Here is a 25159-nt window from a genome sequence, read left to right as displayed (position 1 = left end):
GCGCAGGGCTGGCAATGCTCGATAGTTGTCCCATCGGACGGAAATGGGCCTAGCATCTTCCATTATATCCGTTATGCTGGATATATGGAAAATGAGTCGGCTATCGTTGCGCTAGGCGCGTTGGCACAGGGCACACGGCTTGATGTGTTCCGCCTATTGGTGCGGCATGAACCGGTTGGTTTGGCCGCTGGCGAAATCGCTCGCCGGCTCGATGTGCCTCAAAACACCATGTCGGCGCATCTTGGCATCCTCGCCCGCGCCAGCCTTGTGCGATCCGAACGGCACAGCCGGTCGATAATCTACCGCGCCGATCTCGACGGGCTGCGCGCGCTAATACTGTTTCTCTTGAAGGATTGCTGCGCCGGCAACACCGAGCTGTGCGCGCCCCTCTTGGCCGAACTTGCCCCCTGCTGCTGATGGAACCACCATGTCTGACAATTCGCCCACTCGCATCTTCAACGTGCTGTTTCTCTGCACTGGTAATTCGGCCCGCTCGATCCTTGCAGAAAGTGCGCTCAACAAGCGTGGAGGGCCGTTCCGCGCTTTTTCTGCCGGGAGTTTCCCCAAGGGCGCGGTCAATCCCGATGCAATCGCAGTGCTCGAACGGATCGGCTATCCAACCGAGGGGCTACGCTCGAAAAGCTGGGACGAGTTCGCCGCTCCCAGCGCGCCGGTCATGGATTTCGTCTTTACCGTCTGCGACAACGCAGCCGGCGAAACCTGCCCGGTATGGCTAGGACACCCGATCTCCGCACATTGGGGGATCGAAGATCCATCTTCTGTCCAGGGCAACGACATGGAGCGCCAACGGGCGTTCGTCACGGCGCTGCGCCACCTTGAAAACCGCATAAGTCTGTTCACGGCGCTACCGATCGACAAATTCGAAACCTCGGCGCTCACCGCCAAGGTGCGCGAGATAGGACAGAGCGAAGGCGCCTCCTCTCCCCGCCCGGATGTGGCGTGATGACGACGGACATCATCATCTATCACAACCCCGAGTGCGGAACCTCGCGTAACGCTCTCGGACTGATCCGCAACGCCGCCATTGAGCCGCATGTGGTCGAGTATCTGAAAACTCCGCCTTCTCGCGCATTGCTGGTTCAGCTTATCGAACGCGCCGGGATTACCACGCGCGAACTACTACGCGAGAAGGGCACGCCTTACGCCGAGTTGCGCCTTGCCGACACGTCGCTTTCCGACGACGCGCTGGTGGATGCGATGATGGCGCATCCGATCCTCATCAACCGTCCGCTGGTAGTCTCGCCGCTCTGCGTGAAGCTCTGCCGGCCATCGGAAGCCGTGCTCGATCTGCTCCCGAACCGCCAACAGGGCGCGTTCGCGAAAGAGGACGGCGAGCGGGTAGTCGATGCCAATGGCGAACGGGTCGCCTGAACCATGTCCAGTGTCGCACCCGCTGCCGGCTCCGTGTCGGCCCGCCCAAGCATGGGGACGTTCGAGCGCTATCTGACTCTATGGGTGGCGCTGTGCATCGTCGCTGGCATCGGCCTCGGGCATCTGCTGCCCGGCCTATTCGCCTCAATCGCCTCGGCTGAGGTCGCGCGTGTCAACCTGATCGTCGCAGTGCTTATCTGGCTGATGATCGTGCCGATGCTGCTTAAGATCGACTTCGGTGCGCTCGGTTCGGTTCGCCAGCAGTGGAAGGGCGTAGGCGTCACCCTGTTCATCAACTGGGCGGTCAAGCCGTTCTCGATGGCGGCGCTCGGCGCGCTGTTTATCGGATGGCTGTTCGCACCACTGCTCCCGGCCGGCGAAGGCCCGTCCTACATCGCAGGCCTGATCCTGCTCGCCGCCGCGCCTTGCACAGCGATGGTGTTCGTGTGGTCCAACCTCTGCGAAGGCGATCCCGCCTATACACTGTCGCAAGTGGCCCTGAACGACGTGCTGATGGTCTTCCTCTTCGCGCCGCTGGTGGCGCTGTTGCTCGGCGTCGCCTCGATCTCGGTCCCGTGGGACACGCTGCTCATTTCGGTCGTGCTCTACATCGTCGTGCCGGTGATCGTGGCGCAGTTCGTGCGCCAATCGGTCCTCGGCCGTGGCGGACAACCCACGCTTGATCGGCTGCTTGCCCGGCTCGGGCCGGTATCGCTAATCGCACTGCTGGCGACGCTGGTGCTGCTGTTCGGATTCCAAGGCGAGCAAATCGTGGCGCAACCGCTGGTGATCGCACTTCTGGCGGTGCCGATCCTCATCCAAGTCTATTTCAACGCTGGCCTGGCATATTGGCTCTCGCGTCGGTTTGGAGTCGCCTGGTGCGTCGCCGCGCCGGCAGCACTGATCGGCGCATCCAATTTCTTCGAGCTGGCGGTCGCGGCGGCCATATCGCTGTTCGCCCTCAAGTCGGGCGCGGCCCTTGCGACGGTGGTGGGCGTGCTGGTCGAGGTGCCGGTGATGCTCTCGGTAGTGGCGATCGTGAAGCGGTCGCGCGGTTGGTATGAGCGGGGTGCGACTGCGTGAAGGGGCTGACCGTTGCCCGCTACAATCCCGACGCGCCGAGCGAACTGTCGGGCGTGCTCGACGCCGCTATGCTGCCGACCACCGATCTAATGAAAGTCTCCTGATGCCGCTGCGCCAGCTCCCCGATTCCGACAATCTACCGGCGCTCAATCCCGCCTATGTCCGCCAGCGGCCTGCGCTGGGGCTAGGGCCAGCCGATCCCGCGCCGCGCATTCTGCTTCTCTACGGTAGCTTACGCGAGCGGTCGTTCTCTCGATTGGCGGTGGAGGAAGCCGCTCGTCTGTTAGGCCTGTTCGGCGCGGAAACTCGGATATTCGACCCCGCCACGCTGCCGCTGCCCGATCAGGTCAAGGGTGACGATCATCCCGCCGTGCGGGAACTGCGCGAGCTGTCGATGTGGTCGGAAGGGCAAGTTTGGTGCTCGCCCGAACGCCACGGCCAGATAACCGGGCTGATGAAAGCGCAGATCGACCACCTCCCACTAGAGATGAAGGGGATGCGTCCGACGCAGGGGCGCACGCTCGCCGTCATGCAGGTATCGGGTGGGTCGCAGTCGTTCAACGCGGTCAACACGCTGCGCTTGCTCGGGCGCTGGATGCGGATGTTTACGATTCCGAACCAGTCCTCGGTCGCGATGGCCTGGAAAGAGTTCGACGAAGCCGGCCGCATGAAGCCGTCCAGCTACTATGACCGCATCGTGGACGTGATGGAGGAACTGGTGCGCCTCACAGTGCTGCTCCGCCCTCATACGGTCCAGCTCGTTGATCGCTACTCTGAACGGAAGGCGGCCGGCGCGCCAGTCGATCAAGAAACAGACCTCTCACCCATCGCAAGCAGGTCTCAGGCGCTTGTCCTTTGATATTCGCCAGCTTCAATATGCTGTCGCGGCTGCGGATCATGGCAGTTTCTACCGCGCGGCGCGCGCTCGACCTCGAAGAATCAACCCTAAGTCGCAACCTTCGGCCAACTCACGGAGAACAAATCCAGCGTCCACGGTGTATTATGGATAATGGCGTGATGATAGCGTCAATTCAAGTTTACAGATTTTTCTGTAATTCATAAGAGTCTATTTTGACTATATTTAAATAGCGAGATTGTTATTTCTATTTCTTGTCGGAGGTAGATGGCATGTTACAAGGCAAGACACTCATCGTGCTGGTTGCGTTGGTCATCGGGTTTGCCGGAGGGTTCGTCCTAAGGCCCATCATCATTCCAGCGCAGCAATCGGTGGCGGACGCCAACGCGGCGCCCATCGCGCCGACATCGACCGATGCACGCGGCACCCAGTATTTCTTGGTCCACATCGACGAGGCGCGGCAGGTCGTTACCGGATGCCGCAATGGTTCGGTGCGGGGTAGCGAATGCACCACCGCCGAGGAAGCGATTATCAAGGCCGATGCCCAGGAACGGCGCAAGCGATTCTTGGGCAACTGACGGCTATGCGCCAGAATAGTTTTTCGCGACCGCATCGTCAGAATGCGGTCAGGTTCATCCTGTAGGCGGCTAAGCTGACAATAACGATACTTCCGATCAGTCCAATGATCGGTGAGCTTGATGGCGCAGGCCGAAACTCGAACTGAATCATCGCCGGACCGGGACGATGTCACAAGTGGAGCGTTAAGGATGAGTGGGAGCCTGAAATCCGGACGCTACGGCAGCTTGAGCATCGCGCTGCATTGGCTGATGCTGCTGTTGATTGCGGTCGTTTATGCCTGCATCGAACTTCGCGGATATTATCCAAAAGGGAGTGACATCAGGGAAGGCATGAAAGCGTTGCATTTCATGCTGGGCCTGACAGTCCTGGCCTTGGTCATTATCCGCGTGATCGCCCGCATAGTGGGGACCACGCCTCGAATCACGCCTGAACCAAAGGCATGGCAACGCTTCCTGTCGCGTTCTGTCCACCTAGCATTGTATCTGTTCATGATTTTCATGCCCGTGGCCGGTTGGCTGGTTCTGAGCGCTTCGGGCAAGCCAATCCCGTTCTTCGGCCTCGTCTTGCCTCCGCTGATGGGAGAGAACAGCGATGCCGCCCACCAGATCAAGGAACTGCACGAAACGGTGGGGACTATCGGCTATTACCTGATCGGCCTTCACGCCCTCGCTGCACTCGTCCATCACTATGTCATGAAGGACGATACATTGCGCAGGATGCTGCCATGGCGCGCCTAGAACAGCCGGCCCGCGCCGCCGGGTCAGATCGCGTGGGGACCAAGCGATGAGCAGACTACGAACTCATCCTGAGCGCCACGCAGTGAGCCGCATCGGCTGGCTGCGCGCTGCCGTCTTGGGCGCCAACGACGGGATAGTGTCGACAGGGAGCCTGATCGCCGGTGTCGCTGCTTCCGGCGCGGATAAAGCCGCTATCCTGATCGCAGGCGTTGCGGCGTTGGTTGCCGGCGCAATGTCGATGGCGGCGGGTGAATATGTTTCGGTCAGTTCGCAGTCGGATACAGAGAAGGCCGATCTTGCGCTGGAAAAGCGCGAACTCACAGATCAACCCGATTTCGAGCGCCAGGAACTGGCGAATATCTACGTCGGACGAGGACTCGATGTCGATCTCGCCTTGCAGGTTGCCGATCAACTTATGGCCAAGGACGCTTTGGGAGCACATGCTCGCGACGAACTTGGCATCTCGGAAGTCTCGACTGCGCGCCCCCTGCAGGCCGCGCTGACTTCGGCGATCACCTTCAGCGCCGGAGCGGCGGCGCCCCTGGCCGTCATTGCGCTAGCCCCGCAACAGTTCCTGATCCCGCTAGTGATCGCCACGTCGCTGGTTTGCCTGGCTGTGCTCGGATTCCTCGGCGCCCAGGCGGGCGGAGCTGCACCTATCCGCGCCGTGATCCGAGTCACCTTCTGGGGCGCACTGGCGATGGCTCTGACGGCGGGTATCGGACGCCTTTTCGGGACATCTCTTTGAATTTTCGCATCGCATCGAGAAATCTCTACCGTCAGGGTGATTTCGGCCATGGGACGTATCGCGACGAGGGCCGATCATCTTCTCCCGAAGTGCAGCAGATATCCATGCGATTTCCGTCATTGTGATTGGAGAACGCAGGTCGAACACGACCGCGCCGGAACTCTAGACTAGAGAGTCGCCCCTCATGCGAGTGCTTATCGTCGAGGACAACGACCGACTGGCAAAGCTGATGGCCGAGGGGCTTCAGCGCCGTGGCTTCTCCTGCGACATCGCCGGCAATCTCACCGATGCGGACAGCGCCATGGATGGAGCGGCCTACGACGCGATCATCCTCGACCTCGGCCTGCCGGACGGTGATGGCGTCGACTGGCTTGGCGCAAGACGCCGCGCACAACATGTCGCACCGGCGCTCATCGTGACAGCGCGCGGCGCACTGGAGGACAGGGTTGCGGGACTCGATGGTGGCGCGGACGATTATGTCGTGAAGCCGATCGAGATCGAGGAACTCGCGGCTCGGGTCCGGGCGCTGCTGCGCCGTCCCGGTCCACGAGCGCAGACCGTGATCGAAATAGGAGCGCTAAGTTTCGACACGGCGGCCAGAGCGGCGCGCTACGAAGGTAATGAGATCGACTTGTCCCGCCGTGAAGCCGATCTTCTGGAACTACTGATGCGGCGCGCGGGCACGGTTGTCCGGCGCGGCGCCATCGAGGACGCGCTTTACAGCTTCAACGAGCCAGTCACGCCTAATGCGGTGGAAGCCGCAATGTCGCGATTGCGACGGAAACTCGACGAAGCTGGTGCGGGCGGAAAGCTGAATACGATCCGGGGCATAGGCTATATGCTGCGAGAGACAGCATGACACATCGGCGATCCGTTTCCCGGCGTCTGGCAAGAGGGCTCGGTCTGGTCGGATTGATCGGCTCGATCCTATTGCTCGCTGCCGTCGTCTTCTTCTACCGTCTTTCGTTTGTCGATCTCAGCGCGAAGCAGGCCACGGATCGCGCGATCCGCGAGATGCTCGAACATGTCGGTCTGCCGGTCCTTGTCCTGATGGTGCCAATGGCGTTTGTCGGTCTCAGGGTCATCCGACAGGCCTTCATGCCGCTGGAAGAGGCCGCCATGGAGATCGAGGCGGCGCGCGGGCATGAGCGCGGATACCGGATCGACACGTCGCGGATGCCTGCCGAAGCCCTGCCGTTCACGGATGCCGTCAACGATCTGCTCGCGCGGCTGGATGACGCTGCCACACGGCAGGAAGCGTTCGCCGCTGATGTCGCGCACGAACTGCGCACCCCGCTTGCGGTGCTGTCGCTCGAACTCGACCAGTTCGACCATACCGAGGCAAGTCGCCTGAAAGCCGATGTCGCGGCAATGCGACGGCTGATCGATCAATTGATGCTGCTCGCCCAGATCGACGCGGCGGCGGCGGCGCAACTGGCACCCGAGGCCGTGCCGTTGACCGATGTAGCGACCGATGTCGTTAGCCTATTGGCGCCGGGTGTGATCGCGGCCGGCAAGACGATCGCCCTGGAAGCCGGGGCGGAATCGCCGATCGTGCGCGGCCGGCGCGAAGCGATAGCGGCGGCGCTCCGCAATCTGGTGGAGAATGCGGTGCGCGCAACGCCTGCCGGTGGCGCCGTGCAGGTGTTCGTCGGCCCTGGGTGTGCCATCCGGGTCAAGGATCAGGGGCCGGGCCTGTCTTCCGATCGGCTGCATGATCTGATCCGGCGCCACAGCCGCGCCGACCATGCCAGCAAGGACGGCGCGGGCCTCGGGCTCGCGATCGTCGAGCGAATCATGGCCGCGCATGGCGGCGCGCTGACCACCGATCCGGGCGCACGCGAACTGACATTGCGGTTCCCGGAGAATAGCTGAATCTCCTCGCCGTCAGGGAGCCGTCAGTTTGTCCCTCTAGGCGAAGGGCATGAACAGCCGAGCCTATCTTTCCATTGGCGCCATAGTAGCGGTCGGCATCGTATCCGGCCTGTGGTGGATCGCTGCTGACTCGAACGCGCCGGCACCCCCTGCGGCGCGGCCGGGGACGGTTCAGGCAAATGCTGGAGCCGTCCCCGGTGATCTCAGGGTGGACGGCAAGCAGGCGGCACAGCTTGGTATCCGGCTGGCTCCTGCGGTCGCCGTTGAAGACGCCCCGCTGGCGACGGTGCCGGCGGTGATCCAGCCTCCGGCGAATGCGCGCGTGGCGGTGGCAGCGACCTTCCCCGGCGTGGTGATGCGCACGCTGGTCGTCGAGGGCGACACGGTGCGGCAGGGACAGCCGCTGGCGGTCATTTCCAGCCGCGAGGTGCTGATGATGGGCGCGGACCTGACGCGGGCAAATGCGCGCCTCGGAGTTGCTCGGTCGAATGCCGCCCGCCTGTCACAACTCAGCCGCGAGGGCATCATTGCCGGCGCTCGCGCCGACGAGGCCAGTGCGATGGCTGTGGAAACCAGCGCCGACGTTTCCGAGAAAGCGCGCATCCTGCGGATGGTCAACGGTCATGGCGCAAGCGGCAGCTATACGCTGACGGCGCCGATTGCAGGCCGCGTCACGACCGCCAGCATCCAGGCGGGAGGTTCGGTGGACGGGACGACCGCGCCTTATGTGATCGACGCGGCGAACCGTTACGAAGTGCTCGGCCAGTTGCCCGAGCGGCTGGTGGGGCTGGTCCACCCTGGCATGACCGTGCGGATCGATCCAGACATCAGGGGCCGCGTGACGGCGGTCGGATCGACCATCGATCCGGCAACCCGGTCAGCCAGCGTGAAGGCCGAGATCGCCGCCGGTCCAGGTATCGTGGCCGGGCGGGCAACCAGCCTGTCGATCGCCGGCCCAGCGCCTGCGGGTGCGGTTGGTGTGCCGGCTGCCGCAGTCGCCACGGTGAACAACAGGACTGTCGTCTTCGTCGCCACCACCGGCGGCTTTGCCATGCGCGACGTAGAGATCAGCGGGACGGGCGGCGGCCAGGCCGTATTGCTGTCCGGCGTGAAGCCCGGCGAACAGGTCGTCATCGCTGGCACGAGCGCGCTCAAAGCGCTCGCCCTGTCGCGGTAATCGGCCATGCTTCGCGCGCTGGTAGCCACGGCCCTATCCTATCGCCTGCTCGTTCTCGCTCTCGCCCTGACAGTGGCGGGCCTCGGCGCATGGGCATTCGTAAACCTTCCTGTCGATGCCTATCCCAATATCGCCCAGACGCAGGTCAAGATGATCCTGAAGGCGCCTGGTATGACACCCGAGGAGGTGGAGAGCCGCGTCATCACGCCGATCGAGATGGAGATGCTGGGTATCCCCAATCAGGCGATCCTGCGCTCGACCGCCAAATATGCCATCGCCGATATCACCATCGACTTCACCGATGGGACCGACATCTACTGGGCACGCCAACAGGTCGCCGAGCGCCTGTCCGGCGTGCTGGCCGACTTGCCGGCTTCGGTCGGCGGCGGTCTCGCCCCGATTTCGACGCCGCTGTCCGATATCTATATGTTCACGATCGAGGGGCCGCTCAGCCTCCAGCAGAAACGCGAACTGCTCGACTGGACGATCCGGCCCGCGCTGAGGACCGTGCCCGGCGTCGCCGACGTCAATGCGCTCGGCGGCTATGTGCGGACCTTCGAGGTCAGGCCCGATCCGGTGGCGCTGGCCAGCGCGAAACTCTCTATCGCCGACCTGCGCGGCGCGATCGAGAGCGGAAACCGCAATGACGGCGCGGGACGACTCACCAGCGGCGAGGAATCGCTGATCGTGCGCGCGGTCGGTGCGATCCGCACGATCAACGACCTGCAGTCGCTTGTGATCGCCAGCCGCGACGGCCGCATCATCCGTCTGGGCGACGTCGCAGCAGTCGGGACCGGCAGTCTCACCCGCTATGGCGCGGTCACCAAGAATGGCAAAGCCGAGGCGGTCGAAGGGCTGGTGATCGCCCTGCGCGGCGCCGATGCCCGCATGGTCGTCGATGGCGTGCGCGCCCGGCTGGCGGAGCTTGAGAAAACCCTGCCGGCCGGCACCCATGTCGATGTCTTCTACGACCGATCCGATCTGATCGGGCACGCCGTCGGCACGGTCGAGGAAGCGTTGCTCGAAGCCACGATCCTCGTGGTCGTCCTGCTCATCCTGTTCCTGGGCGACTGGCGGGCCGCCGCGATCGTGGCCGCGACCCTGCCGATGGCGGCGCTCATCACCTTCCTGTTCATGCACGGCATGGGCCTGTCCGCCAATCTGATGAGCCTGGGCGGACTCGCCATCGCCATCGGCATGCTGGTCGATGGCGCGGTGGTGGTGGTCGAGAATATCGTCGAGCGGCTCGGGCGTCCGCATGAGGAAGGCCATCCGCGCCTCAATCAGATTTTCCAGGCGTCAAGCGAGGTCATCGTGCCGGTTTCGGCCGGTATCATCATCATCGCACTCGTGTTCCTGCCGCTGCTTGCGCTCCAGGGACTTGAAGGCAAGCTGTTCGCGCCGGTGGCCCTCACCATCGTCTTCGCGCTCGCCGGATCGCTGCTGCTGGCGCTCACGCTGGTGCCGGTCCTGTCGTCGTTCGGACTCAAGAGCGGCCATCATGGCGAGCCGTGGATCATGCGCCAGCTCTCACCGCGCTATCATGCGCTGCTGGCGACCGCGTTCGCTCACAAGCGGGTGGTCTATGGCCTGGCGGCGGCGGGCCTGGTGATCGCCGGCATGGCCTATGGCGCGGTCGGCAAGACCTTCATGCCGACGATGGATGAGGGCTCGGTGATCGTCCAGCTCACCAAGCTGCCTTCGATCAGCCTCGACCAGTCGGTGAAGGGCGACCTGGCGGTGCAGCGCGCGCTGCGCGCCGTGCCCGAGGTGCAGGATGTGATCGCCCGCGTAGGCTCCGACGAGATCGGCCTCGATCCGATGGGGCCGAACGAGACCGACAGTTTCGTGCGCCTGAAACCGCAGTCCGAGTGGCGCGGCGACAAGGACTTCGTGGTCGGCGAGATGCGCAAGGCGATCGAGGGACTGCCCGGCATCCAGCCCAGCTTCACACAGCCGATCGAGATGCGTGTGTCGGAGATGTTGACCGGCGCGCGCGGCGATCTTGCCGTCAAGATATTCGGCCCGGACCTGGCGACGCTCGGTGATCTTGCCGGGCAGGTCCAGCACGCGCTCTCGGGCATAAGCGGCGCCTCGGAAGTCCTGACCGTCGCCAATGACAGTGTTGATTATCTTCAACTCGACATCGATCGCGCGGCCGCCGGACGCTTCGGGATGCCGGTCGACCAGATGCAGGATGCGCTTCGCGCTCAGGTCGAGGGGGTTCGGGCCGGCATCGTCGCCGAGGGACAGAAGCGCGTGCCGATCGTCATCCGGGGTGACGAGAGCCTGCGCTCCGATCCCGCCCGTTTCGCCGACCTGCAATTGCGCACGCCGGACGGAGGGTTGGCGCGCGTCAGCGACATGGCTCGGGTCGAGACGACACAGGGTCCGGTCAAGCTCGATCATGAGAACGGCTCCCGCTTCGCGCTGGTGCAGGCGTTCGTTTCTGGCCGCGACCTGGTGGGCTATGTCGATGAGGCCAAGGCGGCGGTCGCCGCAAAGGTGAAGCTGCCGGCCGGCTACCGCATCGTCTGGGGCGGCCAGTTCGAGAACCAGCAGCGCGCCTCGGCCCGGCTGATGCTCGTCATCCCGGTGGCGCTGCTGCTGATCTTCTTCGTGCTGCTGGCGACGCTGCGGTCGCTGCGCGCCGCGATCCTTATCCTGCTCAACATTCCGTTCGCGATGGTCGGCGGCGTCGTCTCGCTCTGGGCTTCGGGCGAATATCTCTCGGTGCCCGCATCGGTCGGGTTCATCGCTTTGCTCGGCATCGCCGTTCTCAACGGTCTCGTGCTGGTGGCCTATTTCCGTCAACTGCTGGCCGAGGGCTACGGCATGGCCGAGGCGGTCCGGCAAGGCGCGGAGCGCAGGCTACGGCCGGTGCTGATGACCGCCAGCATCACGGCCTTCGGCCTGGTGCCCTTGCTGTTCGCCAGCGGCCCCGGATCGGAAATCCAGCGTCCGCTCGCCATCGTCGTCATCGGCGGCCTCATCACGTCCACGCTGCTGACGCTCGTGCTTTTGCCCATCCTGTTCGAGCGCTTTGGCGAGAGCGCCGGGAAACCCGAAAATGCCTGACCTGCTTCTGACCTTCCATTGTGCGATCCGGGATACGGAGACGATCGTGGAAGCGATCCGCACCGTCGCGCGGGCGCCGATCCACGTCCGGGAAGAGGCGGTGCGTGGCCGGGATTTCAGCGACGCGCGAACCGCCGAACAGGTGACGGGCAATCTTCGGCGAAGTGCGGTCGAACTCATCATCGCGGACACTGTCCAGGAAGATGTGATCCGAGCGGTGACGGACTCACGGCGCGAACGGCCGGTGCGCTGGCACGCCCTGCGGGTCGTCAGCCACGGGAGGATCGCATGAGAGCGTCCGTGCTGGCCCTGGCCATGGTGCTGATGCTGGCGCCGGGCACACTCCACGCCCAGCGCGCCGACCTGCCGCCGGTCGAGAAAGTCAACGAAGCTCTCGACAACCATCCAACCGTCATGGCGGCGGCCGCCCGGGTCGAAGCCGCCCGCGCGCGCGGGGACATGCTGCGCAGGGGCACCCATGAAGCGACGATCGCGGGCAGCTATATTCGCCGCAGCGTCGACCGCGAAGGCGGCTATGACGAGTTCGACGCGACCCTGTCCCGCCCGTTCCGCCTTCCCGGCAAGGCTGCGCTTGACCGAGAATCTGGCGCGCTGGGCGTCGAGGTTGCGGAAAACCAGATGGAGGATGCCCGCCACCAGGCCGCGTTGGTCTTGTCTGGACTCTGGCATGACTGGCTGACCGCCGGCAGCCATTATCGCAACGACCTCGACACGGTGCGCTCGCTGGAAGCGGCGCTGACCGCCTTGCGGCGCCGCGTCCAGCTCCGCGATGCTTCGGCGCTCGATCTCGACCAGGCTTCCGCTGCGCTGGCGCAGGCGCAAGCCCAGGCCGCTGCATCGCTCTCTGCGCGCGAGCAGGCGCGCGTGATCCTGGTCGCGACGTTTCCAGAGATACCGCTTCCTCCCGAGCCGGCTGAACTGGCCTTGCCCGAACGGCCGCTACAGAATCTCGAAACCATGCGGGCGCTGGTCGTCGAGCGCAGTCACGAGATTCGCGCCGCCGATCGCGAGGCACAGCGGCTAGCCGTCGTTGCGCGGCGGGTTCGAGCAGACCGGATCGCCGATCCCTCCTTTGGTGTCCGCTTGTTCAGCGAGCGTAGCGGCATGGAGCGAGGAGCAGGCGTGGTGGCATCCATCCCGCTGGGCGGTGGCTATCGCCGGGCAGCAGCCGATCAGGCTTCGGCCGAGGCGAACGCCGCCCGTCTTGAACTCGCCAATATCCAGCGATCGGTCGCGGCCATTGCCGACGCGGACCTGTCCAACGCACGCACCCGGCTGGAGGCGTGGCGAAGCGCGCAGGCATCGGCACAGAGCGCATCCGACGCTGCCGGGAGGACGGAGCGTGGTTATCAGCTAGGCCAGATTGATCTGGTCGATCTGCTCTATGCTCGTCGGCAGGCGAACGACGCCCGCCGATCCGAGATTGATGCGCGATCGGAAGCATCGCGGGCGCTGCTGAAGTTGCAGATCGATTCCCACAGCATCTGGGTTCCCGAGGGCGACCATGATTGAGGCGTGCGTCGTTCGTGGGCGTGAAGCCACGCCAAGGATCGTGCCCGTTTGACTATCAAGCAAAGTATCCTTTCAGGAAGGCTCTTGATCGAAAAGACGCGCTAACAAAAAGAATAGAGGGCTATGCGTGCCGTTCGACATTCGTCAGCTTCGCTACGCCATAGCGGCGGCAGATCATGGCAGTTTCTACCGAGCGGCGCGCGCATTGGATGTCGATCAATCGACACTTAGCCGGAGCATTCTCAAGCTGGAGCGCGTGGTCGGGGTGAAGATATTCGAGCGATCCCGCGCGGGCGTCACCATGACGATCGCGGGGCGTCAGCTCGTCCGCAGCGCCCGGCCGATGGTGGCAAGCGCCGACAAGCTGGTGGCGACCATGCGGGCGGCGGGGCAAGGCCGCGCCGGCGGGCTTATGGTCGGGCATTACAGTTCGGTCTCCGCCGGAAACCTGCGCGCGACCATGTTGGGCTGGCGCAACGCGCATCCCGATGCCGATCTAGATGGCGTGGAAGCGGACCGGCGCGCGCTGTTCGCCGGGCTCGATACCGGCGAGATCGACATTGCGATCCTGTTGGGCGACGCCAGCCATGACGGGTTCCGGCACGAATCGCTCTGGAGCGAGCGCGTAATGGTCGCGCTGCCGGCCAATCATCCGCTGGCCGAGCGTGACCTGCTCCACTGGACGGACCTACGGCGAGAGCGGTTCCTGCTTACGGCCGCCGATCCCGGCCCGGAAATCCGAGACATGCTGCTGGGCCGCCTGTCGCTCGTCGGTGTCCAGCCGGACATCAGGATGCACCATGCCAGCCGCGAGACGATCCTAAGCATCCTAGGTGATGGGCTCGGCCTATCGATCGTCTGCGAGGGCGGGACGGGCGCGCGCTATCCCGATGTGGTTTACCGACCCGTTCATAGCGAACAGGGGCCGGTGCTCATCGGCTATTCAGGATACTGGCGGAGAGACAACGGCAATCCCGCGCTGCGGCGATTCCTCGCCTTCGTGCGCGACCGCTATGCGCTATCCTTCGACATCCCCTGACGCTGGCTCTTGGTGAACGCCCGGTCAGTCGCCATGAATCGCGCTAGCATCGGGGCGACCAGCTTCTCCGGCGTCACAGCTTCGCTGCCGGTTTCAGTGGCCAGCGCAGCGGCATAGGCGACGAGATCGCGGTGGACGGCCGCAGGCAGCTCCACCGCCAGCTTGACGGGCCGGTCGTCGGCGAGCGGCCCGAGCTTCAACTTGGTCATCGCGTTGCTCCGATAGGTTCGAGCACGAGATCGCGCGTGATGACCACGCGCAGGGGGTGCCCCGGCCGGATCGTGAGCGTCGGCTGCACGTTGAGCTGCCGCCGCACGATCTGCTGGCCCGTCTGATTGATGGTGTCCTGTGAGCCTCGCCGAAGGGCGCGGGTCAGGTCGTCCTCACCGTCCGCACCCAGCTCGGTCCCGACACCGACCAGCGTCGAAACGGCCGCCGCCCGTAGCAGGTTGCCCCAATGCTGGTTCACGCGGTCTTGCAGACCGGCGAATCCGGCTCCGTCCGCGCCGGGTTGGCGCTCGAGAACGATCGAGCGTCCGTCCGGCATGATGAGCCGATCCCAGGCGAGCAGCACGCGGGTCTGTCCGGCGGCGATCTCGCTGTCATACTCGCCGATCAGCCGCGCGCCCTGCGGGATGAGGAGGATGCGCCCGGTGGGGCTGTCATAGACATTCGCCGTCACCTGCGCGGTGATCTGGCCGGGGAGGTTCGAACGGACGCCCGTGATGAGCGCAGCCGGGATGATGCTGCCGGCCTGAACGATGTTGGGCGATGCCGGAGCCGTCAGCCGCTCGACGCTGACCGTGCGCTGGTTGGCCGCCTGCGCCATGAAGGCGCGCTTGCCGGCCTGGTCGCCTTGCGCCGCCTGCTGGGCCGGTTCCTGCGCGGAAGGCGCCGGCAAGCCCGGCATCGAGACCGGCTCCGCACCCGCACGCGCGCCGCCGCTGCCGAGAAAGACCGAGCTGGTGCGGGCCGCATCGCGTTCCTGCGCCGCGCGCTGCCGGGCGGCTTCCGCCGCTTGCGCGCGCGGATCGGGCGGACCTGGCTGCGCGCCGATCGGCGGCACGGGCACGTCCTCGCCGCGCTGCTGCGCCGACACGATCGGGCGGCCGAGGTCGCCGGGAAGCGGCGGGCCGAGCCGGGGCGCCTGCGCATAATCGCGCGGGCCGGACGTGATGGTCTCGGCGGTGGCGCGGCTGTCGGTGTTGTAGAGTTCCTGCGCGGCCCGATCGCCCGGCGGTTGCAGCGCATAGATCAGCGAACCGCCGATACCGAGGCCGGCGGCGACGCCGACGACGGCGAGCGCCTTGCGGGAGAGCCGCATGACGCGGGGTGGATCGCCGCGAAGCTGGAACGCGGCGGGATCAGGGCGAGCGGGCTGCGGCTCCGGCCGTGCTTCGGCTGGCGCATCGTGGCTGTCAGTCACGGCCGCCCCCTCCGGCGCGTCTCCGCGCCGTCGCGCACGATGCGGACGCGCTGTTCACTGCGGCGGTCGCCCAGGCGCAGCTCAGCGGCGGCGAAGAGCCGATCAACCACCATGTAGCGACCCTGCACGCGGTAATTGACCAGCTCGGCGTCACCGCTCGCGCCGGTCACGAACAGCGGCGGCATTTCGCCCTGCGAGATCCCGGCCGGAAACTCGATGAAGACCTGCCGCCCGTCGTCGAACGCGCGGGCCGGCGCCCACGGCACGCGGTCGCCCTCGATGCGGTAGCGGAAGTTGAGCGCCGTTACGTCCACGCCGGTTGCGGCTGGCGCAGCAGCGGCGGCAGCCGCATTGCGACCTTGCAAGGCGATCAGCGCGTCCTGCGGATAAGTCCACGATACCGACGCCATGTAGGTCGCAGGCGTCGCGCGCAATTCGAGGTGATAGGTTCGGCGGTCGGTGTTGACTACGATGTTGGTAACAAGATCGGGCCGTGTGGGCTTCACTAGGATGTGCACGCGCGCGGTTGCGCCGCTGCCGCTCATCGTGTCGCCGATGATCCACCGCACCGTGTCGCCGGCCGCGACCGGCCCCGGCCCCACGAGCTGCTCGCCTTCCTGCAAGGCGATGTCCGTCACCTGACCCGGCGCGGTATAGACCTGATAGAGCGCGCCTTCGGTCCACGGATATTGCTGGATGGCGTTGAGGAAGCCGTCGCGCACCGGCTGGATGCGCGCGGCGTCGTTGGCGTCGCCGACACGGCGGCGCGGATCGGCGGGCTCTGGCGGTCGCGCGCTCTCCGTCACCGGCTTCAACTGGCCGGGCAGCGGCAACGGCTCGGGGATCGTGACGATCTCGACCGCGCGGGGCGGCTCTGCTGCGGGCGTCGCGACGATCGCAGGGGGCGGATCGTCGAAAGCGATCACGGGCGGCCTGGCCGACGTGGTGGCGCAGCCGGCGAGCGCGGATGCGGAGACGAACAGCGCGGCAGTGGTCGCGCGGCGGATGGGTATGCCGGTCATTGCGACAGCTCCTTCGACCAGTTGAGGGCATTGACGAAGACGCCAAGCGGATTCTTGCGCAGGGCGTCGGGGGTGCGCGGCGGCTGGACGACGATGGTGAGGATCGCGGACCAGCGTTCGGTGGCGGCAAGGCTGCCGTCCTGATAGCGGCGCTCGATCCAGGCGACGCGGAAGCTGTCAGGCGATGCCCGGATGACGCTGGACACTTCCACCGCGACCTGCACCCGCCCGACATTGGCGAACGGGTCGTTGGCCCGCGCATAGTCATTGAGCGCAAGCGCGCCGCGATCGGTCGTGAAGTCGTAAGCCCTGAGCCAGTTCTGACGGACGATCACCGGGTCGGCGGGGATCGCGCGGACCTGCTCGATGAAGCGGGCGAGATGGAACGCGACCTGCGGATCGGTCGGGCGATAGCCGGCCTCGGCGGGCGCAACCGCCTGAGCTTCGCCCAGCCGATCGACCTGCACAACCCACGGGACGATATGGCCGCGCGTCGATTGCCAGACGAGGCCGCCAGCTAGACCGCCCGAAAGCGCCAGCGTGCCGAAAAAGGCGAGCCGCCAGTTCTTCGCCTGCACGCGCGCGGAGCCTATGCGGTCGTCCCAAGCCTGCGCTGCGCGCTGATAGGGCGTGGTCGGTTCGGGCGTCTGGCCGTAGCGGATGCTCGGTCGCTTGAACATGGATCAATCCTTCTGGCTGGTGTCGACGGACGCGCCGCTGCCGCCGCCGTCGCCGGAGCGCAGCGTGTGAGCGGCGATGGTCGCGCCGTGGGTCATGGTCTGGCGGTTCTTCATCGCGGACGCCCAGGCGGGCGCACTGGCCGGCGCGTCCGGCGACGGTGTGGAGCTGCCGCCCGAAATGGTCCCGCCGGTCGCGGTGACGGCGGCGCGCCCGCCGGAACGGTAGCTGTCCTTGAGCGAGGCTGCCGCCTTGCGGAGCGGCGACATGGCTGCGCCGACGGCGGCTTGACCGACGCCGCCTGCGCCGCCAGCGACTGCGGCCGCGCCGGACTTGCCGGCCGAACCGAGCGCATAGGCGCTGTTGGCGGCGCCCGAGGTGAAGGCCGCGCCTCTCGCCGCGCCGCCGATCGCACCCGCCGCAGCGCCGGCGCCGAGGCGGGCGGCGGCGGCGCCACCGGCAAGCGCTCCGCCGGCTGCGAGCACGGTTCCGGCTGCGGCCCCTGCGCCAAGCGCCGGTCCGCCGGAGACGATGCCGTTGGCGATCGACGGGCCGAAGATGCCGAGGCCGAGAAGACAGAGCGAGGCGAGCGCGACGGCCATCGCGTCCTCAATGCTGGGCTGCGCGCCGCCGAAACCGGCGCGAAACTCGTCGAACAAAGTCGAGCCGATACCGACGATGACAGCGAGCACCAGCACCTTGATGCCCGACGAGATCACCAGCCCCAGCACGCGCTCGGCCATGAAGGCGGTCTTGCCGAACAGGCCGAACGGGATGAGGACGAAGCCGGCGAGCGTCGCCAGCTTGAACTCGATCAGCGTCACGAAGAGCTGGATCGCCAGAATGAAGAAGGCGAGGATGACCAGCACCCAGGCGATCAGCAGCACCGCGATCTGGATGAAGTTCTCGAAGAATGCGACCCAGCCCATCAAGTCTGAAATGGATTCTAGGATCGGCTGACCCGCCTCCAGCCCGACTTGGGCGACGCGGCCCGGCTGGAGCAGTTCGGCGGCCGTAAAGCCGGTGCCCGACGCTTTGAGGCCGAGCCCGGCGAAGCTCTCGAAGACGATGCGTGCCAGGCTGTTCCAGTTGCCGATGATGTAGGCGAAGACGCCTACGAACAGCGTCTTCTTGACGAGGCGGGCGATGATGTCGTCGCCTTCACCCCACGTCCAGAACAGCGCGGCCAGGGTCACGTCGATGACGATCAGGGTGGTGGCGATGAACGCCACCTCGCCGCCGAGCAGGCCGAACCCGCTGTCGATGTAGCGGGTGAAGACATCCAGAAAGCGATCGACGACGCCGGTGCCGCCCATGTCAATTCTCCTGTGCCGAGGTGTCGTCGGCGATGCGGGCGGCGGGGCGCGCACCGGGCGCGAGGAACCGGCGACGGTTCTCGGCCCAGGCGCGCAGGCAGTCGGGGTCGCTTGCCCCGGCCGCGCCGATCGACTGGCAGCGGCGCAGCTCGATCAGCAGCGGGTCCGTCGCCGAGACATCGGCGACGGCCGCCGGCCCCGCGCGCGGGGGCTCGGGCGCACGGCTCATCTCGATCGCCGTCATCGTAATGGCGATGGCGATGAAGATGACGGCGCCGATGCGCGCGAGGAGCTTGCTGTCCATGACGATCAGTCGTGGAACATGCGGGCGTTGCCCGGCTGATAGCCGGTAGACCGCGTCAGGAAGCGGCGGAGCCGTTCGCGGCTCTCGGCTTCGACGGCAGCGTTGCGCGCCGAGTCCAGCGCCTGCGCGCGGCCCTGCGCCGCCACCAGCGCCGTCAGGTCGGCGAGCTGCTGCGATTGCAGCGCGAGAAGCTGGTTGCCCGCCTGCGCCGCCTGAAGCGCACCCGTCGCCGACTGGCTGGACGTGACCAGGCCGTCCATCGTCGTGCGCGCGCCGTCGATGTTGCCGACGACGCCGGCCTGAACGCGCAGCGCGTCCTCGAACGCCCCGACGCTATCCGCCCAGCGCGCATTGGCGTTGGCGACCATCTGCGCGTGGGTGCCGGTGAGCGCCGCGCCCTTGTAGCGGCCGTTGAACACCTGCTGGACGTTCTGCACGTCGTAGGCGATGCGCTGCGCCTCGCCGAGAAGCTGCTGGGTGCGCTGCACCTGCTGCTGCAACTGCTGGAGCGAGCTGAACGGCAGCGAGGCCAGATTACGCGCCTCGTTCATCAGGCTGGTCGCCTGTTGCTGAATTTGCTGAATCTGGTTGTTGACCTGCTGGAGCGACCGCGCGGCCGTCAGCACGTTCTGCGCATAGTTGGTCGGGTCATAGACGATCCCGCCGAACTGAGCGTGCGCCGGCGTGGCGGCGGTGATGCCGATCATGCTCGACGTGGCGATGGCACCGGCCAGCATGGCGCGGCGCAGGATATTGGTTTTCATGGGCTCATGTCCTTCAAGGCAAGGGGGAGCTGGCCGGCATCTTCCCGGCGACCAGCCAGCGGATCGGGTTGAGGTTCGGGAAGAAGATCGACCGCCCAGGCCAGGCCGCGATGGCGCAGCCATTCGGCGGCGAAGCGCTCGCGGCCGTGGGTCTCGACCAGCTCGGCGATGCGGAGCTGGTCGGTCTTGGAAGAAGCGGCGGCGAAGGCCAGCGCGACCTCGCCCAGCCCTAGCTCGAACAGCCGGTTGCCGCGCCGCGACTGGCAGTAATAGTCGCGCTTGGGCGTGGCCCGGCTGAGGATTTCGATCTGGCGGGCGTTCAGCCCGAACCGTTCGTAGATGGCGGCGATCTGCGGCTCGGCCGCACGTTCGTTGGGCAAGAAGATGCGAGTCGGGCAGCTCTCGATGATGGTCGGCGCGATGTTCGAGGTTTCGATGTCGGCGAGGCTCTGCGTGGCGAACACGACGCTGGCGTTCTTCTTGCGCAGGGTCTTAAGCCATTCGCGGAGCTGCGCGGCGAAGTCCGGGCTGTCTAAGACCAGCCAGCCCTCGTCGATGATGATGAGCGTGGGCGAGCCGTCCAGCCGGCCTTCGATCCGGTGGAACAGATAGGACAGCACTGCGGCGGCCGACCCGGCGCCGACCAAACCCTCGGTCTCGAACGCCTGCACCGACGCTTCGCCGAGGCGCTCGGCCTCGGCGTCGAGCAGCCGGCCCCACGGCCCGCCGATGCAGTAGGGCGCCAACGCCTGCTTGAGCTGTTGGCTCTGGAGCAGCACGGCGAGCCCGGTCAGTGTGCGTTCCGGCACGGGCGCGCTGGCGAGCGAGCCGAGCGCCGACCACAAATGCTCCTTGGCCTGCGGATCGACCGCGACGCCTTCGGACGCGAGGATCGCCGCCAGCCATTCGGCCGCCCAGGCGCGCTCGGCCGGATCGTCGATCCGGGCGAGCGGCTGGAGCTGCACGCCGTCGCCGGCCTCGTCGGCCAGCATCCCGCCGAGATCCTGCCAGTCGCCGCCCATGCCGATCGCCGCGGCGCGGATGCTGCCGCCGAAATCGAAGGCGAAGACCTGGCCGTTCTCGTAGCGGCGAAACTGCATCGCCATGAGGGCGAGCAGCACCGACTTGCCGGCGCCGGTCGGCCCGACGATGAGCGTGTGGCCGACATCGCCGACGTGAAGGGAAAACCGGAACGGGGTCGAGCCTTCGGTCTTGCCGTAGAGCAAGGGGGGAGCACCGAAATGCTCGTCCCGTTCCGGCCCCGCCCATACTGCTGACAGGGGGATCAGGTGGGCGAGATTGATAGTGGAAATCGGGGGCTGGCGGACGTTGGCGTAGGTGTGACCGGGGAGGCTCCCCAGCCATGCCTCGATCGCGTTCATGCCTTCGGGGATGACGGTAAAGTCGCGGCCCTGGATAACCTTCTCGACCAGCCGCAGCTTTTCCGCCGCAATGGCTGGATCGCGGTCCCACACCGTCACCGTCGCGGTGACATAGGCCATGCCGGCATAGTCGGCGCCCAGCTCCTGCAGGGCGGTGTCGGCGTCGGCGGCCTTGTTCGATGCGTCGCTGTCCATCAGGACCGACGCCTCGTTGGTCATCACCTCTTTCAGAATCGCCATGACGCTCTTGCGCTTGGCGAACCACTGGCGTCGGATGCGGCTCAGCAGCTTGGTCGCGTCTGTCTTATCGAGCATGATCGCGCGGGTCGCCCAGCGATAATCGAAGGCGAGCCGGTTCAGTTCGTCGAGCACGCCGGGGAAGGTCACGCTCGGGAAGCCGACGATAGTGAGCGTCCGAAGATGTTGGTCGCCGAGCTTCGGTTCGAGGCCGCCGGTCAGCGGCTGGTCGGCCAAGAGCGCGTCGAGGTGCATCGGCGTTTCCGGCACGCGGACGCTCTGGCGGCGCGTCGAAACCGTGCTGTGCAGATAGGTCAGCGTCTCGGCGTCATCGAGCCAGCGGACCTCGGGCACGAACCTTTCGACCAGGTTGAGCACCCGGTCGCTGCGGTCGGTGAAGCCCTTGAGCAGTTCCCACGGATCGACGCCGCTGGTGGACCGGCCCTCGTAGAGCCAACCTTCGGCGCGGGCGGCTTCTTCGGCCGGCGGCATCCACAGCAGGGTGAGGAAATAGCGGCTCTCGAAATGCGCGCCCTCCTCGCGGAATTGCTCGCGACGCTCGAACTCGACCAGCGACGACACGGGATCGGGGAAGTCGGACAGCGGATAGTCGAGCGCCGGGGTGCGCTGCGCCTCGACGAAGATCGCCCAGCCGGAGCCGAGACGGCGGAGCGAGTTGTTCAACCGCGCGGTCGTCGCGACCAGCTCGGCCGGCGTCGCGCTGTCGAGATCGGGACCGCGGAATCGGGCGGTGCGCTGGAACGAGCCGTCCTTGTTCAGCACCACGCCTTCGCCGACCAGCGCGGCCCAGGGCAGGAAATCGGGAAGGGTCGCAGCTTTGCTGCGATATTCACGCAAGCTCATCATGGCCGCATCCACGTCGGGTAACGGAGGTGGCGCCGGGCCACGTCCACGAATTGCGGGTCGCGGCGGGCGGCCCAGACGGACAGCCCGTGGCCGATCGCCCAGATGAAGAGCCCGGCGATCCACAGGCGCAGGCCAAGGCCGATCGCGCCCGCCAGCGTCCCGTTGACGATGGCGAGCGAGCGAGGGGCGCCGCCGAGCAAAATCTGCTCGGTCAGCGCCCGGTGGAGCGGGGCAAAATAGCCCGCGATCGGTTCGCCATGATCGGCCCCGCCGTTCATGCGATCAGCGCTCCGCCGCCGAACGAGAAGAACGACAGGAAGAAGCTCGACGCCGCGAACGCGATAGACAGGCCGAACACGATCTGGATCAGCCGGCGCGAGCCGCCCGACGTGTCGCCGAAGGCCAGCGTCAGGCCGGTCACGATGATGATGATAACGGCAACGATCTTCGCCACCGGCCCCTCGATGCTTTCGAGGATGCTTTGCAGCGGGGCTTCCCACGGCATTGACGAACCGCCGGCATGGGCCGGAACGGCGAATGTCAACGCGATGACGCTGGTGGTGGCGGCGAGCATGGCGCGGCGTGCGCCATGCCGAAGGGCATGGATCATGGCAGGTCTCCGGCTTGGTGGTTGGTGAGGGGTGCGAGGCGGTAGTCGCCGGTCGCGGGGTCGAGCCCTTCGACGCGGGCCAGCTCGGTCAGCCGGCGTCCGTGCGCGTCGCGGACCAGCACGGCGATCAGGTCGATCGTCTCGGCTATGAGAGCGCGCGGAACGGTGACGACGGCCTCCTGGATGAGTTGCTCCATGCGGCGCAGCGCGCCGAGCGCAGTGCCTGCGTGGATCGTGCCGACGCCGCCGGGATGGCCGGTACCCCAGGCTTTGATGAGGTCGAGGGCTTCGGCGCCGCGCACCTCGCCGATGGGGATGCGGTCGGGGCGCAGGCGCAGCGACGAGCGGACCAACTCGGACAGCGACACCACGCCGTCCTTGGTCCGCATGGCGACGAGGTTCGGCGCGGCGCATTGCAGCTCGCGCGTGTCTTCGATCAAGACGATGCGGTCGGTGGTCTTCGCCACCTCGGCGAGCAGCGCGTTGACCAGCGTGGTCTTGCCCGCGCCGGTGCCGCCCGCGACGAGGATGTTGGCGCGGGTCTCGACGCCGTGGCGCAACGCCTCGGCCTCGGCCGCCGACATGAGGCCGGCGCGCGCATAGTCGTCGAGTGTGAACACGGCGACGGCGGGCTTTCGGATGGCAAAGGCTGGCGCGGCGACGATAGGCGGCAGCAACCCCTCGAACCGCTCGCCGCCTTCCGGCAGCTCGGCCGAAACGCGCGGCGATCGCGCATGAACCTCGACGCCGACATGGTGCGCGACCAGGCGGACGATGCGCTCGCCATCGGCAGCGCTCAGCGTTTCGCCTGTGTCGCTGACGCCCTCGCCCAGCCGATCGAGCCAAAGCCGCCCGTCCGGGTTCAGCATGACTTCGATAACGGCAGCGTCGTCGAGCCAGCCCGCGATCGACGGCCCGAGCGCAGTGCGCAGCATCCGCGCGCCGCGTGATTTAGCCTCGGATCGGATTGGGTGGATGGTCAACGACTGGCCCCTGCAAAGGACCGGGCGAACCGCCGCCCGGCTGTCGGGGCACATCAAGAGACGCAGGAAGACTCGGCTCGCAACAGCTACTTACGGGCGTAGTAGAGGGGGCGGCACATACGAGGACGACGGCGGAATGCCTCTCGTCGGCATTCCGCAGATACGGCAACCGAACTACGAAATGGCGATGCGCGCGTAGGCTTTCTTACGGATGCCGGTAATCGAGTCGATGGTTAGCGGCACTCGACTGTGAGGTGCGCCAACTCATGCACCGGCGCGAGACGGGCGCGGATCATGTCGCTCGTGACCCCACGCGCCGCGACGATGCTGACGATCGCAGCTTGTGCCTCCGGCCCGACGCGCCAGACGTGGAGGTCTGCGATCCTCGCATCGCCCGGTTCTTCGACCAGCTCGCGCACCTCCTCGGCCACATGCTCGTCGGTTCGATCCAGAAGCACTTCCGCTGTGTCGCGCATAAGCCCCCAGGACCAACGCGCGATCACGATTGCGCCGACGATCCCCATTACGGGATCCATCCATACCCAGCCAAGATAGCGGCCTGCCAAGAGCGCCGTGATGGCGAGAACCGATGTCAGAGCGTCGGCGAGCACATGCAGATAGGCTGAGCGCAGATTGTTATCGCCCGTGTGCGCGGCATGACCGTGATGATGGTGCCCATGATCGTGGCCGTGATGATGAGAATGGTCGTGGCCGCCCGACAGCAGGACGGCGCTGACCACGTTCACGGCCAAGCCGACGACCGCAACCCAAGTTGCCTCGCCGAACGCGACGTTGATCGGCTGGAGCAACCGGGTGACGGATTCGACGCCAATACCGACTGCGATCAGGCCCAGCGCCATTGCCGAGGCGAAGCCGGCAAGATCACCAACCTTGCCGGTGCCGAAGCTATATGCCGGGTTTCGGGCGTTCCGCTTTGCATAGGCATAGGCAAGCGCGGCAACCGACAATGCGCCGGCGTGCGTCGCCATGTGAAAGCCGTCGGCGAGCAGCGCCATTGACCCTGTGAAGTAGCCGGCGACGATTTCGCCCACCATCATCACTGCGGTCAGCGCAACCACCCAGCGCGTGCGGCGGGCGTTCTCATCATGTGCCGCGCCGAGTAAAACGTGGTCGTGAGTGTGCGCGTCGAGATCGGGCAAAGTCGCCATGAACTATCCTATTTCGAGTAGCGACGGATCACGGCGAGCAGCTCCTCCGCACCCGCCGCTCGTTCGGCATCATCAAGCCCAGGCCGAGACACGTGGGCTTCCAGATGCTCCGCTATGATCTCATCCAGCAGGCCGTTCACCGCGCCTCGGACGGCCGCAACCAGGTGAAGAATCTCCGAACAGCTCGCGTCCGCCTGCAACGCGCGGTCGATCGCACCGACCTGGCCTCCAATGCGGCGGACGCGGGCCAGCAGATCAGCGCTCGATGACTTGATGTGCGACATACCCCACCCCCCTATATGAA

General features: G+C 66.1%; 28 protein-coding genes. 15 read left to right on the top strand and 13 right to left on the bottom strand.

Annotated elements, in window-relative coordinates; all coding sequences use genetic code 11:
• Nucleotides 1-84 precede the first annotated feature (84 nt).
• The 15 genes from BMX36_RS01520 to BMX36_RS01450 all read left to right on the top strand — a co-directional run bounded on the left by BMX36_RS01520 (nt 85) and on the right by BMX36_RS01450 (nt 14097).
• Nucleotides 85-417 (top strand): ArsR/SmtB family transcription factor, encoded by a 333-nt coding sequence (locus tag BMX36_RS01520; RefSeq protein WP_093065128.1) that lies wholly within the window; start codon nt 85-87, stop codon nt 415-417.
• 10 nt (nt 418-427) lie between these two features.
• The gene (locus tag BMX36_RS01515) at nt 428-964 is read left to right on the top strand and encodes an arsenate reductase ArsC (RefSeq protein WP_093063435.1); all 537 of its coding nucleotides are present in this window, start codon (nt 428-430) and stop codon (nt 962-964) included.
• Nucleotides 964-1392 carry an arsenate reductase (glutaredoxin) gene (arsC, locus tag BMX36_RS01510; protein ID WP_093063434.1) on the top strand — a complete coding sequence of 143 codons (429 nt, stop codon included), beginning with the start codon at nt 964-966 and terminating at the stop codon, nt 1390-1392. The genes BMX36_RS01515 and arsC overlap by 1 nt, the downstream gene beginning before the upstream one ends.
• Nucleotides 1393-1395: 3 nt before the next feature.
• The gene (gene arsB, locus BMX36_RS01505) at nt 1396-2475 is read left to right on the top strand and encodes an ACR3 family arsenite efflux transporter (protein WP_207790334.1); all 1080 of its coding nucleotides are present in this window, start codon (nt 1396-1398) and stop codon (nt 2473-2475) included.
• A gap of 103 nt (nt 2476-2578) precedes the next feature.
• Nucleotides 2579-3334, top strand: a complete 756-nt coding sequence (gene arsH / locus BMX36_RS01500; protein ID WP_093063433.1) for an arsenical resistance protein ArsH — start codon at nt 2579-2581, stop codon at nt 3332-3334.
• A gap of 269 nt (nt 3335-3603) precedes the next feature.
• Nucleotides 3604-3909 (top strand): hypothetical protein, encoded by a 306-nt coding sequence (locus tag BMX36_RS01495; protein ID WP_093063432.1) that lies wholly within the window; start codon nt 3604-3606, stop codon nt 3907-3909.
• Between the two features lie 120 nt (nt 3910-4029).
• The gene (locus BMX36_RS01490) at nt 4030-4647 is read left to right on the top strand and encodes a cytochrome b (RefSeq protein ID WP_235890259.1); all 618 of its coding nucleotides are present in this window, start codon (nt 4030-4032) and stop codon (nt 4645-4647) included.
• 46 nt (nt 4648-4693) lie between these two features.
• Nucleotides 4694-5395 carry a VIT1/CCC1 transporter family protein gene (locus BMX36_RS01485; protein ID WP_093063430.1) on the top strand — a complete coding sequence of 234 codons (702 nt, stop codon included), beginning with the start codon at nt 4694-4696 and terminating at the stop codon, nt 5393-5395.
• Between the two features lie 184 nt (nt 5396-5579).
• A complete protein-coding gene (locus BMX36_RS01480) occupies nt 5580-6254 on the top strand; it encodes a response regulator (protein WP_093063429.1) in 675 nt (224 codons plus the stop codon).
• Complete coding sequence (locus BMX36_RS01475) at nt 6251-7270, top strand: sensor histidine kinase (RefSeq protein ID WP_093063428.1); 1020 nt, start codon at nt 6251-6253, stop codon at nt 7268-7270. The genes BMX36_RS01480 and BMX36_RS01475 overlap by 4 nt, the downstream gene beginning before the upstream one ends.
• A gap of 49 nt (nt 7271-7319) precedes the next feature.
• The gene (locus BMX36_RS01470; protein ID WP_093063427.1) at nt 7320-8447 is read left to right on the top strand and encodes an efflux RND transporter periplasmic adaptor subunit; all 1128 of its coding nucleotides are present in this window, start codon (nt 7320-7322) and stop codon (nt 8445-8447) included.
• A gap of 6 nt (nt 8448-8453) precedes the next feature.
• The gene (locus BMX36_RS01465) at nt 8454-11525 is read left to right on the top strand and encodes an efflux RND transporter permease subunit (protein ID WP_093063426.1); all 3072 of its coding nucleotides are present in this window, start codon (nt 8454-8456) and stop codon (nt 11523-11525) included.
• Nucleotides 11518-11817 carry a DUF3240 family protein gene (locus tag BMX36_RS01460; RefSeq protein ID WP_093063425.1) on the top strand — a complete coding sequence of 100 codons (300 nt, stop codon included), beginning with the start codon at nt 11518-11520 and terminating at the stop codon, nt 11815-11817. The genes BMX36_RS01465 and BMX36_RS01460 overlap by 8 nt, the downstream gene beginning before the upstream one ends.
• Nucleotides 11814-13058 (top strand): TolC family protein, encoded by a 1245-nt coding sequence (locus BMX36_RS01455; RefSeq protein ID WP_093063424.1) that lies wholly within the window; start codon nt 11814-11816, stop codon nt 13056-13058. Before BMX36_RS01460 ends, BMX36_RS01455 begins: the two co-directional genes overlap by 4 nt.
• A gap of 127 nt (nt 13059-13185) precedes the next feature.
• Nucleotides 13186-14097, top strand: coding sequence for a LysR family transcriptional regulator (locus BMX36_RS01450; protein WP_093063423.1), 912 nt, complete (start codon nt 13186-13188; stop codon nt 14095-14097).
• Here the strand turns inward: BMX36_RS01450 and BMX36_RS01445 are convergent.
• The 13 genes from BMX36_RS01445 to BMX36_RS01385 all read right to left on the bottom strand — a co-directional run bounded on the left by BMX36_RS01445 (nt 14070) and on the right by BMX36_RS01385 (nt 25139).
• Nucleotides 14070-14306: a DUF2274 domain-containing protein gene (locus tag BMX36_RS01445; RefSeq protein ID WP_093063422.1), complete on the bottom strand. Its 237-nt coding sequence runs from the start codon at nt 14304-14306 to the stop codon at nt 14070-14072. The two genes, BMX36_RS01450 and BMX36_RS01445, sit on opposite strands and share 28 nt — an antisense overlap.
• Nucleotides 14303-15523: a TraB/TrbI/VirB10 family type IV secretion system protein gene (locus BMX36_RS01440; RefSeq protein WP_093063421.1), complete on the bottom strand. Its 1221-nt coding sequence runs from the start codon at nt 15521-15523 to the stop codon at nt 14303-14305. The genes BMX36_RS01445 and BMX36_RS01440 overlap by 4 nt, the downstream gene beginning before the upstream one ends.
• Nucleotides 15520-16545, bottom strand: coding sequence for a P-type conjugative transfer protein TrbG (trbG, locus tag BMX36_RS01435; RefSeq protein WP_093063420.1), 1026 nt, complete (start codon nt 16543-16545; stop codon nt 15520-15522). The genes BMX36_RS01440 and trbG overlap by 4 nt, the downstream gene beginning before the upstream one ends.
• Nucleotides 16542-17225 (bottom strand): conjugal transfer protein TrbF, encoded by a 684-nt coding sequence (gene trbF / locus BMX36_RS01430; RefSeq protein WP_093063419.1) that lies wholly within the window; start codon nt 17223-17225, stop codon nt 16542-16544. Before trbF ends, trbG begins: the two co-directional genes overlap by 4 nt.
• A 3-nt stretch (nt 17226-17228) precedes the next feature.
• On the bottom strand, nt 17229-18539 hold the full coding sequence (trbL, locus tag BMX36_RS01425) for a P-type conjugative transfer protein TrbL (RefSeq protein ID WP_093063418.1): 1311 nt from the start codon (nt 18537-18539) through the stop codon (nt 17229-17231).
• 1 nt (nt 18540) lies between these two features.
• The gene (gene trbK-alt / locus BMX36_RS01420; RefSeq protein ID WP_093063417.1) at nt 18541-18843 is read right to left on the bottom strand and encodes a putative entry exclusion protein TrbK-alt; all 303 of its coding nucleotides are present in this window, start codon (nt 18841-18843) and stop codon (nt 18541-18543) included.
• A 5-nt stretch (nt 18844-18848) separates the two neighbouring features.
• Nucleotides 18849-19607, bottom strand: a complete 759-nt coding sequence (trbJ, locus tag BMX36_RS01415) for a P-type conjugative transfer protein TrbJ (RefSeq protein ID WP_093063416.1) — start codon at nt 19605-19607, stop codon at nt 18849-18851.
• Nucleotides 19604-22093 (bottom strand): conjugal transfer protein TrbE, encoded by a 2490-nt coding sequence (gene trbE / locus BMX36_RS01410; protein WP_093065125.1) that lies wholly within the window; start codon nt 22091-22093, stop codon nt 19604-19606. Before trbE ends, trbJ begins: the two co-directional genes overlap by 4 nt.
• Nucleotides 22090-22371, bottom strand: coding sequence for a VirB3 family type IV secretion system protein (locus BMX36_RS01405; RefSeq protein WP_093063415.1), 282 nt, complete (start codon nt 22369-22371; stop codon nt 22090-22092). The genes trbE and BMX36_RS01405 overlap by 4 nt, the downstream gene beginning before the upstream one ends.
• Entirely contained in the window at nt 22368-22703 is a 336-nt protein-coding gene (locus BMX36_RS01400; RefSeq protein ID WP_093063414.1) for a TrbC/VirB2 family type IV secretion system protein, read from the bottom strand. Before BMX36_RS01400 ends, BMX36_RS01405 begins: the two co-directional genes overlap by 4 nt.
• Nucleotides 22700-23686 carry a P-type conjugative transfer ATPase TrbB gene (gene trbB / locus BMX36_RS01395; RefSeq protein ID WP_093063413.1) on the bottom strand — a complete coding sequence of 329 codons (987 nt, stop codon included), beginning with the start codon at nt 23684-23686 and terminating at the stop codon, nt 22700-22702. The genes BMX36_RS01400 and trbB overlap by 4 nt, the downstream gene beginning before the upstream one ends.
• Before the next feature lie 233 nt (nt 23687-23919).
• Nucleotides 23920-24855: a CDF family Co(II)/Ni(II) efflux transporter DmeF gene (gene dmeF, locus BMX36_RS01390; RefSeq protein WP_093063412.1), complete on the bottom strand. Its 936-nt coding sequence runs from the start codon at nt 24853-24855 to the stop codon at nt 23920-23922.
• 8 nt (nt 24856-24863) lie between these two features.
• Complete coding sequence (locus tag BMX36_RS01385) at nt 24864-25139, bottom strand: metal/formaldehyde-sensitive transcriptional repressor (protein WP_093063411.1); 276 nt, start codon at nt 25137-25139, stop codon at nt 24864-24866.
• Nucleotides 25140-25159: the final 20 nt, after the last annotated feature.

Source organism: Sphingomonas sp. OV641, assembly GCF_900109205.1.
In the GTDB taxonomy this organism is placed as follows: domain Bacteria; phylum Pseudomonadota; class Alphaproteobacteria; order Sphingomonadales; family Sphingomonadaceae; genus Sphingomonas.
Note: the sequence above shows the minus strand (reverse complement) of the source record. Positions and strands in the feature narration are given on the sequence as shown.

Coding starts and splice junctions, on each gene's coding strand:
- BMX36_RS01445 (WP_093063422.1), bottom strand. CDS start 14,306: ATGACCAAGTTGAAGCTCGGGCCGCTCGCCGACGACCGGCCCGTCAAG.
- BMX36_RS01495 (WP_093063432.1), top strand. CDS start 3,604: ATGTTACAAGGCAAGACACTCATCGTGCTGGTTGCGTTGGTCATCGGG.
- trbE (WP_093065125.1), bottom strand. CDS start 22,093: ATGATGAGCTTGCGTGAATATCGCAGCAAAGCTGCGACCCTTCCCGAT.
- BMX36_RS01515 (WP_093063435.1), top strand. CDS start 428: ATGTCTGACAATTCGCCCACTCGCATCTTCAACGTGCTGTTTCTCTGC.
- arsH (WP_093063433.1), top strand. CDS start 2,579: ATGCCGCTGCGCCAGCTCCCCGATTCCGACAATCTACCGGCGCTCAAT.
- arsC (WP_093063434.1), top strand. CDS start 964: ATGACGACGGACATCATCATCTATCACAACCCCGAGTGCGGAACCTCG.
- BMX36_RS01480 (WP_093063429.1), top strand. CDS start 5,580: ATGCGAGTGCTTATCGTCGAGGACAACGACCGACTGGCAAAGCTGATG.
- BMX36_RS01385 (WP_093063411.1), bottom strand. CDS start 25,139: ATGTCGCACATCAAGTCATCGAGCGCTGATCTGCTGGCCCGCGTCCGC.
- BMX36_RS01470 (WP_093063427.1), top strand. CDS start 7,320: ATGAACAGCCGAGCCTATCTTTCCATTGGCGCCATAGTAGCGGTCGGC.
- BMX36_RS01455 (WP_093063424.1), top strand. CDS start 11,814: ATGAGAGCGTCCGTGCTGGCCCTGGCCATGGTGCTGATGCTGGCGCCG.
- BMX36_RS01405 (WP_093063415.1), bottom strand. CDS start 22,371: ATGAACGGCGGGGCCGATCATGGCGAACCGATCGCGGGCTATTTTGCC.
- trbK-alt (WP_093063417.1), bottom strand. CDS start 18,843: ATGGACAGCAAGCTCCTCGCGCGCATCGGCGCCGTCATCTTCATCGCC.
- BMX36_RS01460 (WP_093063425.1), top strand. CDS start 11,518: ATGCCTGACCTGCTTCTGACCTTCCATTGTGCGATCCGGGATACGGAG.
- trbG (WP_093063420.1), bottom strand. CDS start 16,545: ATGACCGGCATACCCATCCGCCGCGCGACCACTGCCGCGCTGTTCGTC.
- dmeF (WP_093063412.1), bottom strand. CDS start 24,855: ATGGCGACTTTGCCCGATCTCGACGCGCACACTCACGACCACGTTTTA.
- BMX36_RS01400 (WP_093063414.1), bottom strand. CDS start 22,703: ATGATCCATGCCCTTCGGCATGGCGCACGCCGCGCCATGCTCGCCGCC.
- BMX36_RS01490 (WP_235890259.1), top strand. CDS start 4,030: ATGGCGCAGGCCGAAACTCGAACTGAATCATCGCCGGACCGGGACGAT.
- BMX36_RS01475 (WP_093063428.1), top strand. CDS start 6,251: ATGACACATCGGCGATCCGTTTCCCGGCGTCTGGCAAGAGGGCTCGGT.
- arsB (WP_207790334.1), top strand. CDS start 1,396: ATGTCCAGTGTCGCACCCGCTGCCGGCTCCGTGTCGGCCCGCCCAAGC.
- trbL (WP_093063418.1), bottom strand. CDS start 18,539: ATGGGCGGCACCGGCGTCGTCGATCGCTTTCTGGATGTCTTCACCCGC.
- BMX36_RS01465 (WP_093063426.1), top strand. CDS start 8,454: ATGCTTCGCGCGCTGGTAGCCACGGCCCTATCCTATCGCCTGCTCGTT.
- BMX36_RS01485 (WP_093063430.1), top strand. CDS start 4,694: ATGAGCAGACTACGAACTCATCCTGAGCGCCACGCAGTGAGCCGCATC.
- trbJ (WP_093063416.1), bottom strand. CDS start 19,607: ATGAAAACCAATATCCTGCGCCGCGCCATGCTGGCCGGTGCCATCGCC.
- BMX36_RS01520 (WP_093065128.1), top strand. CDS start 85: ATGGAAAATGAGTCGGCTATCGTTGCGCTAGGCGCGTTGGCACAGGGC.
- trbF (WP_093063419.1), bottom strand. CDS start 17,225: ATGTTCAAGCGACCGAGCATCCGCTACGGCCAGACGCCCGAACCGACC.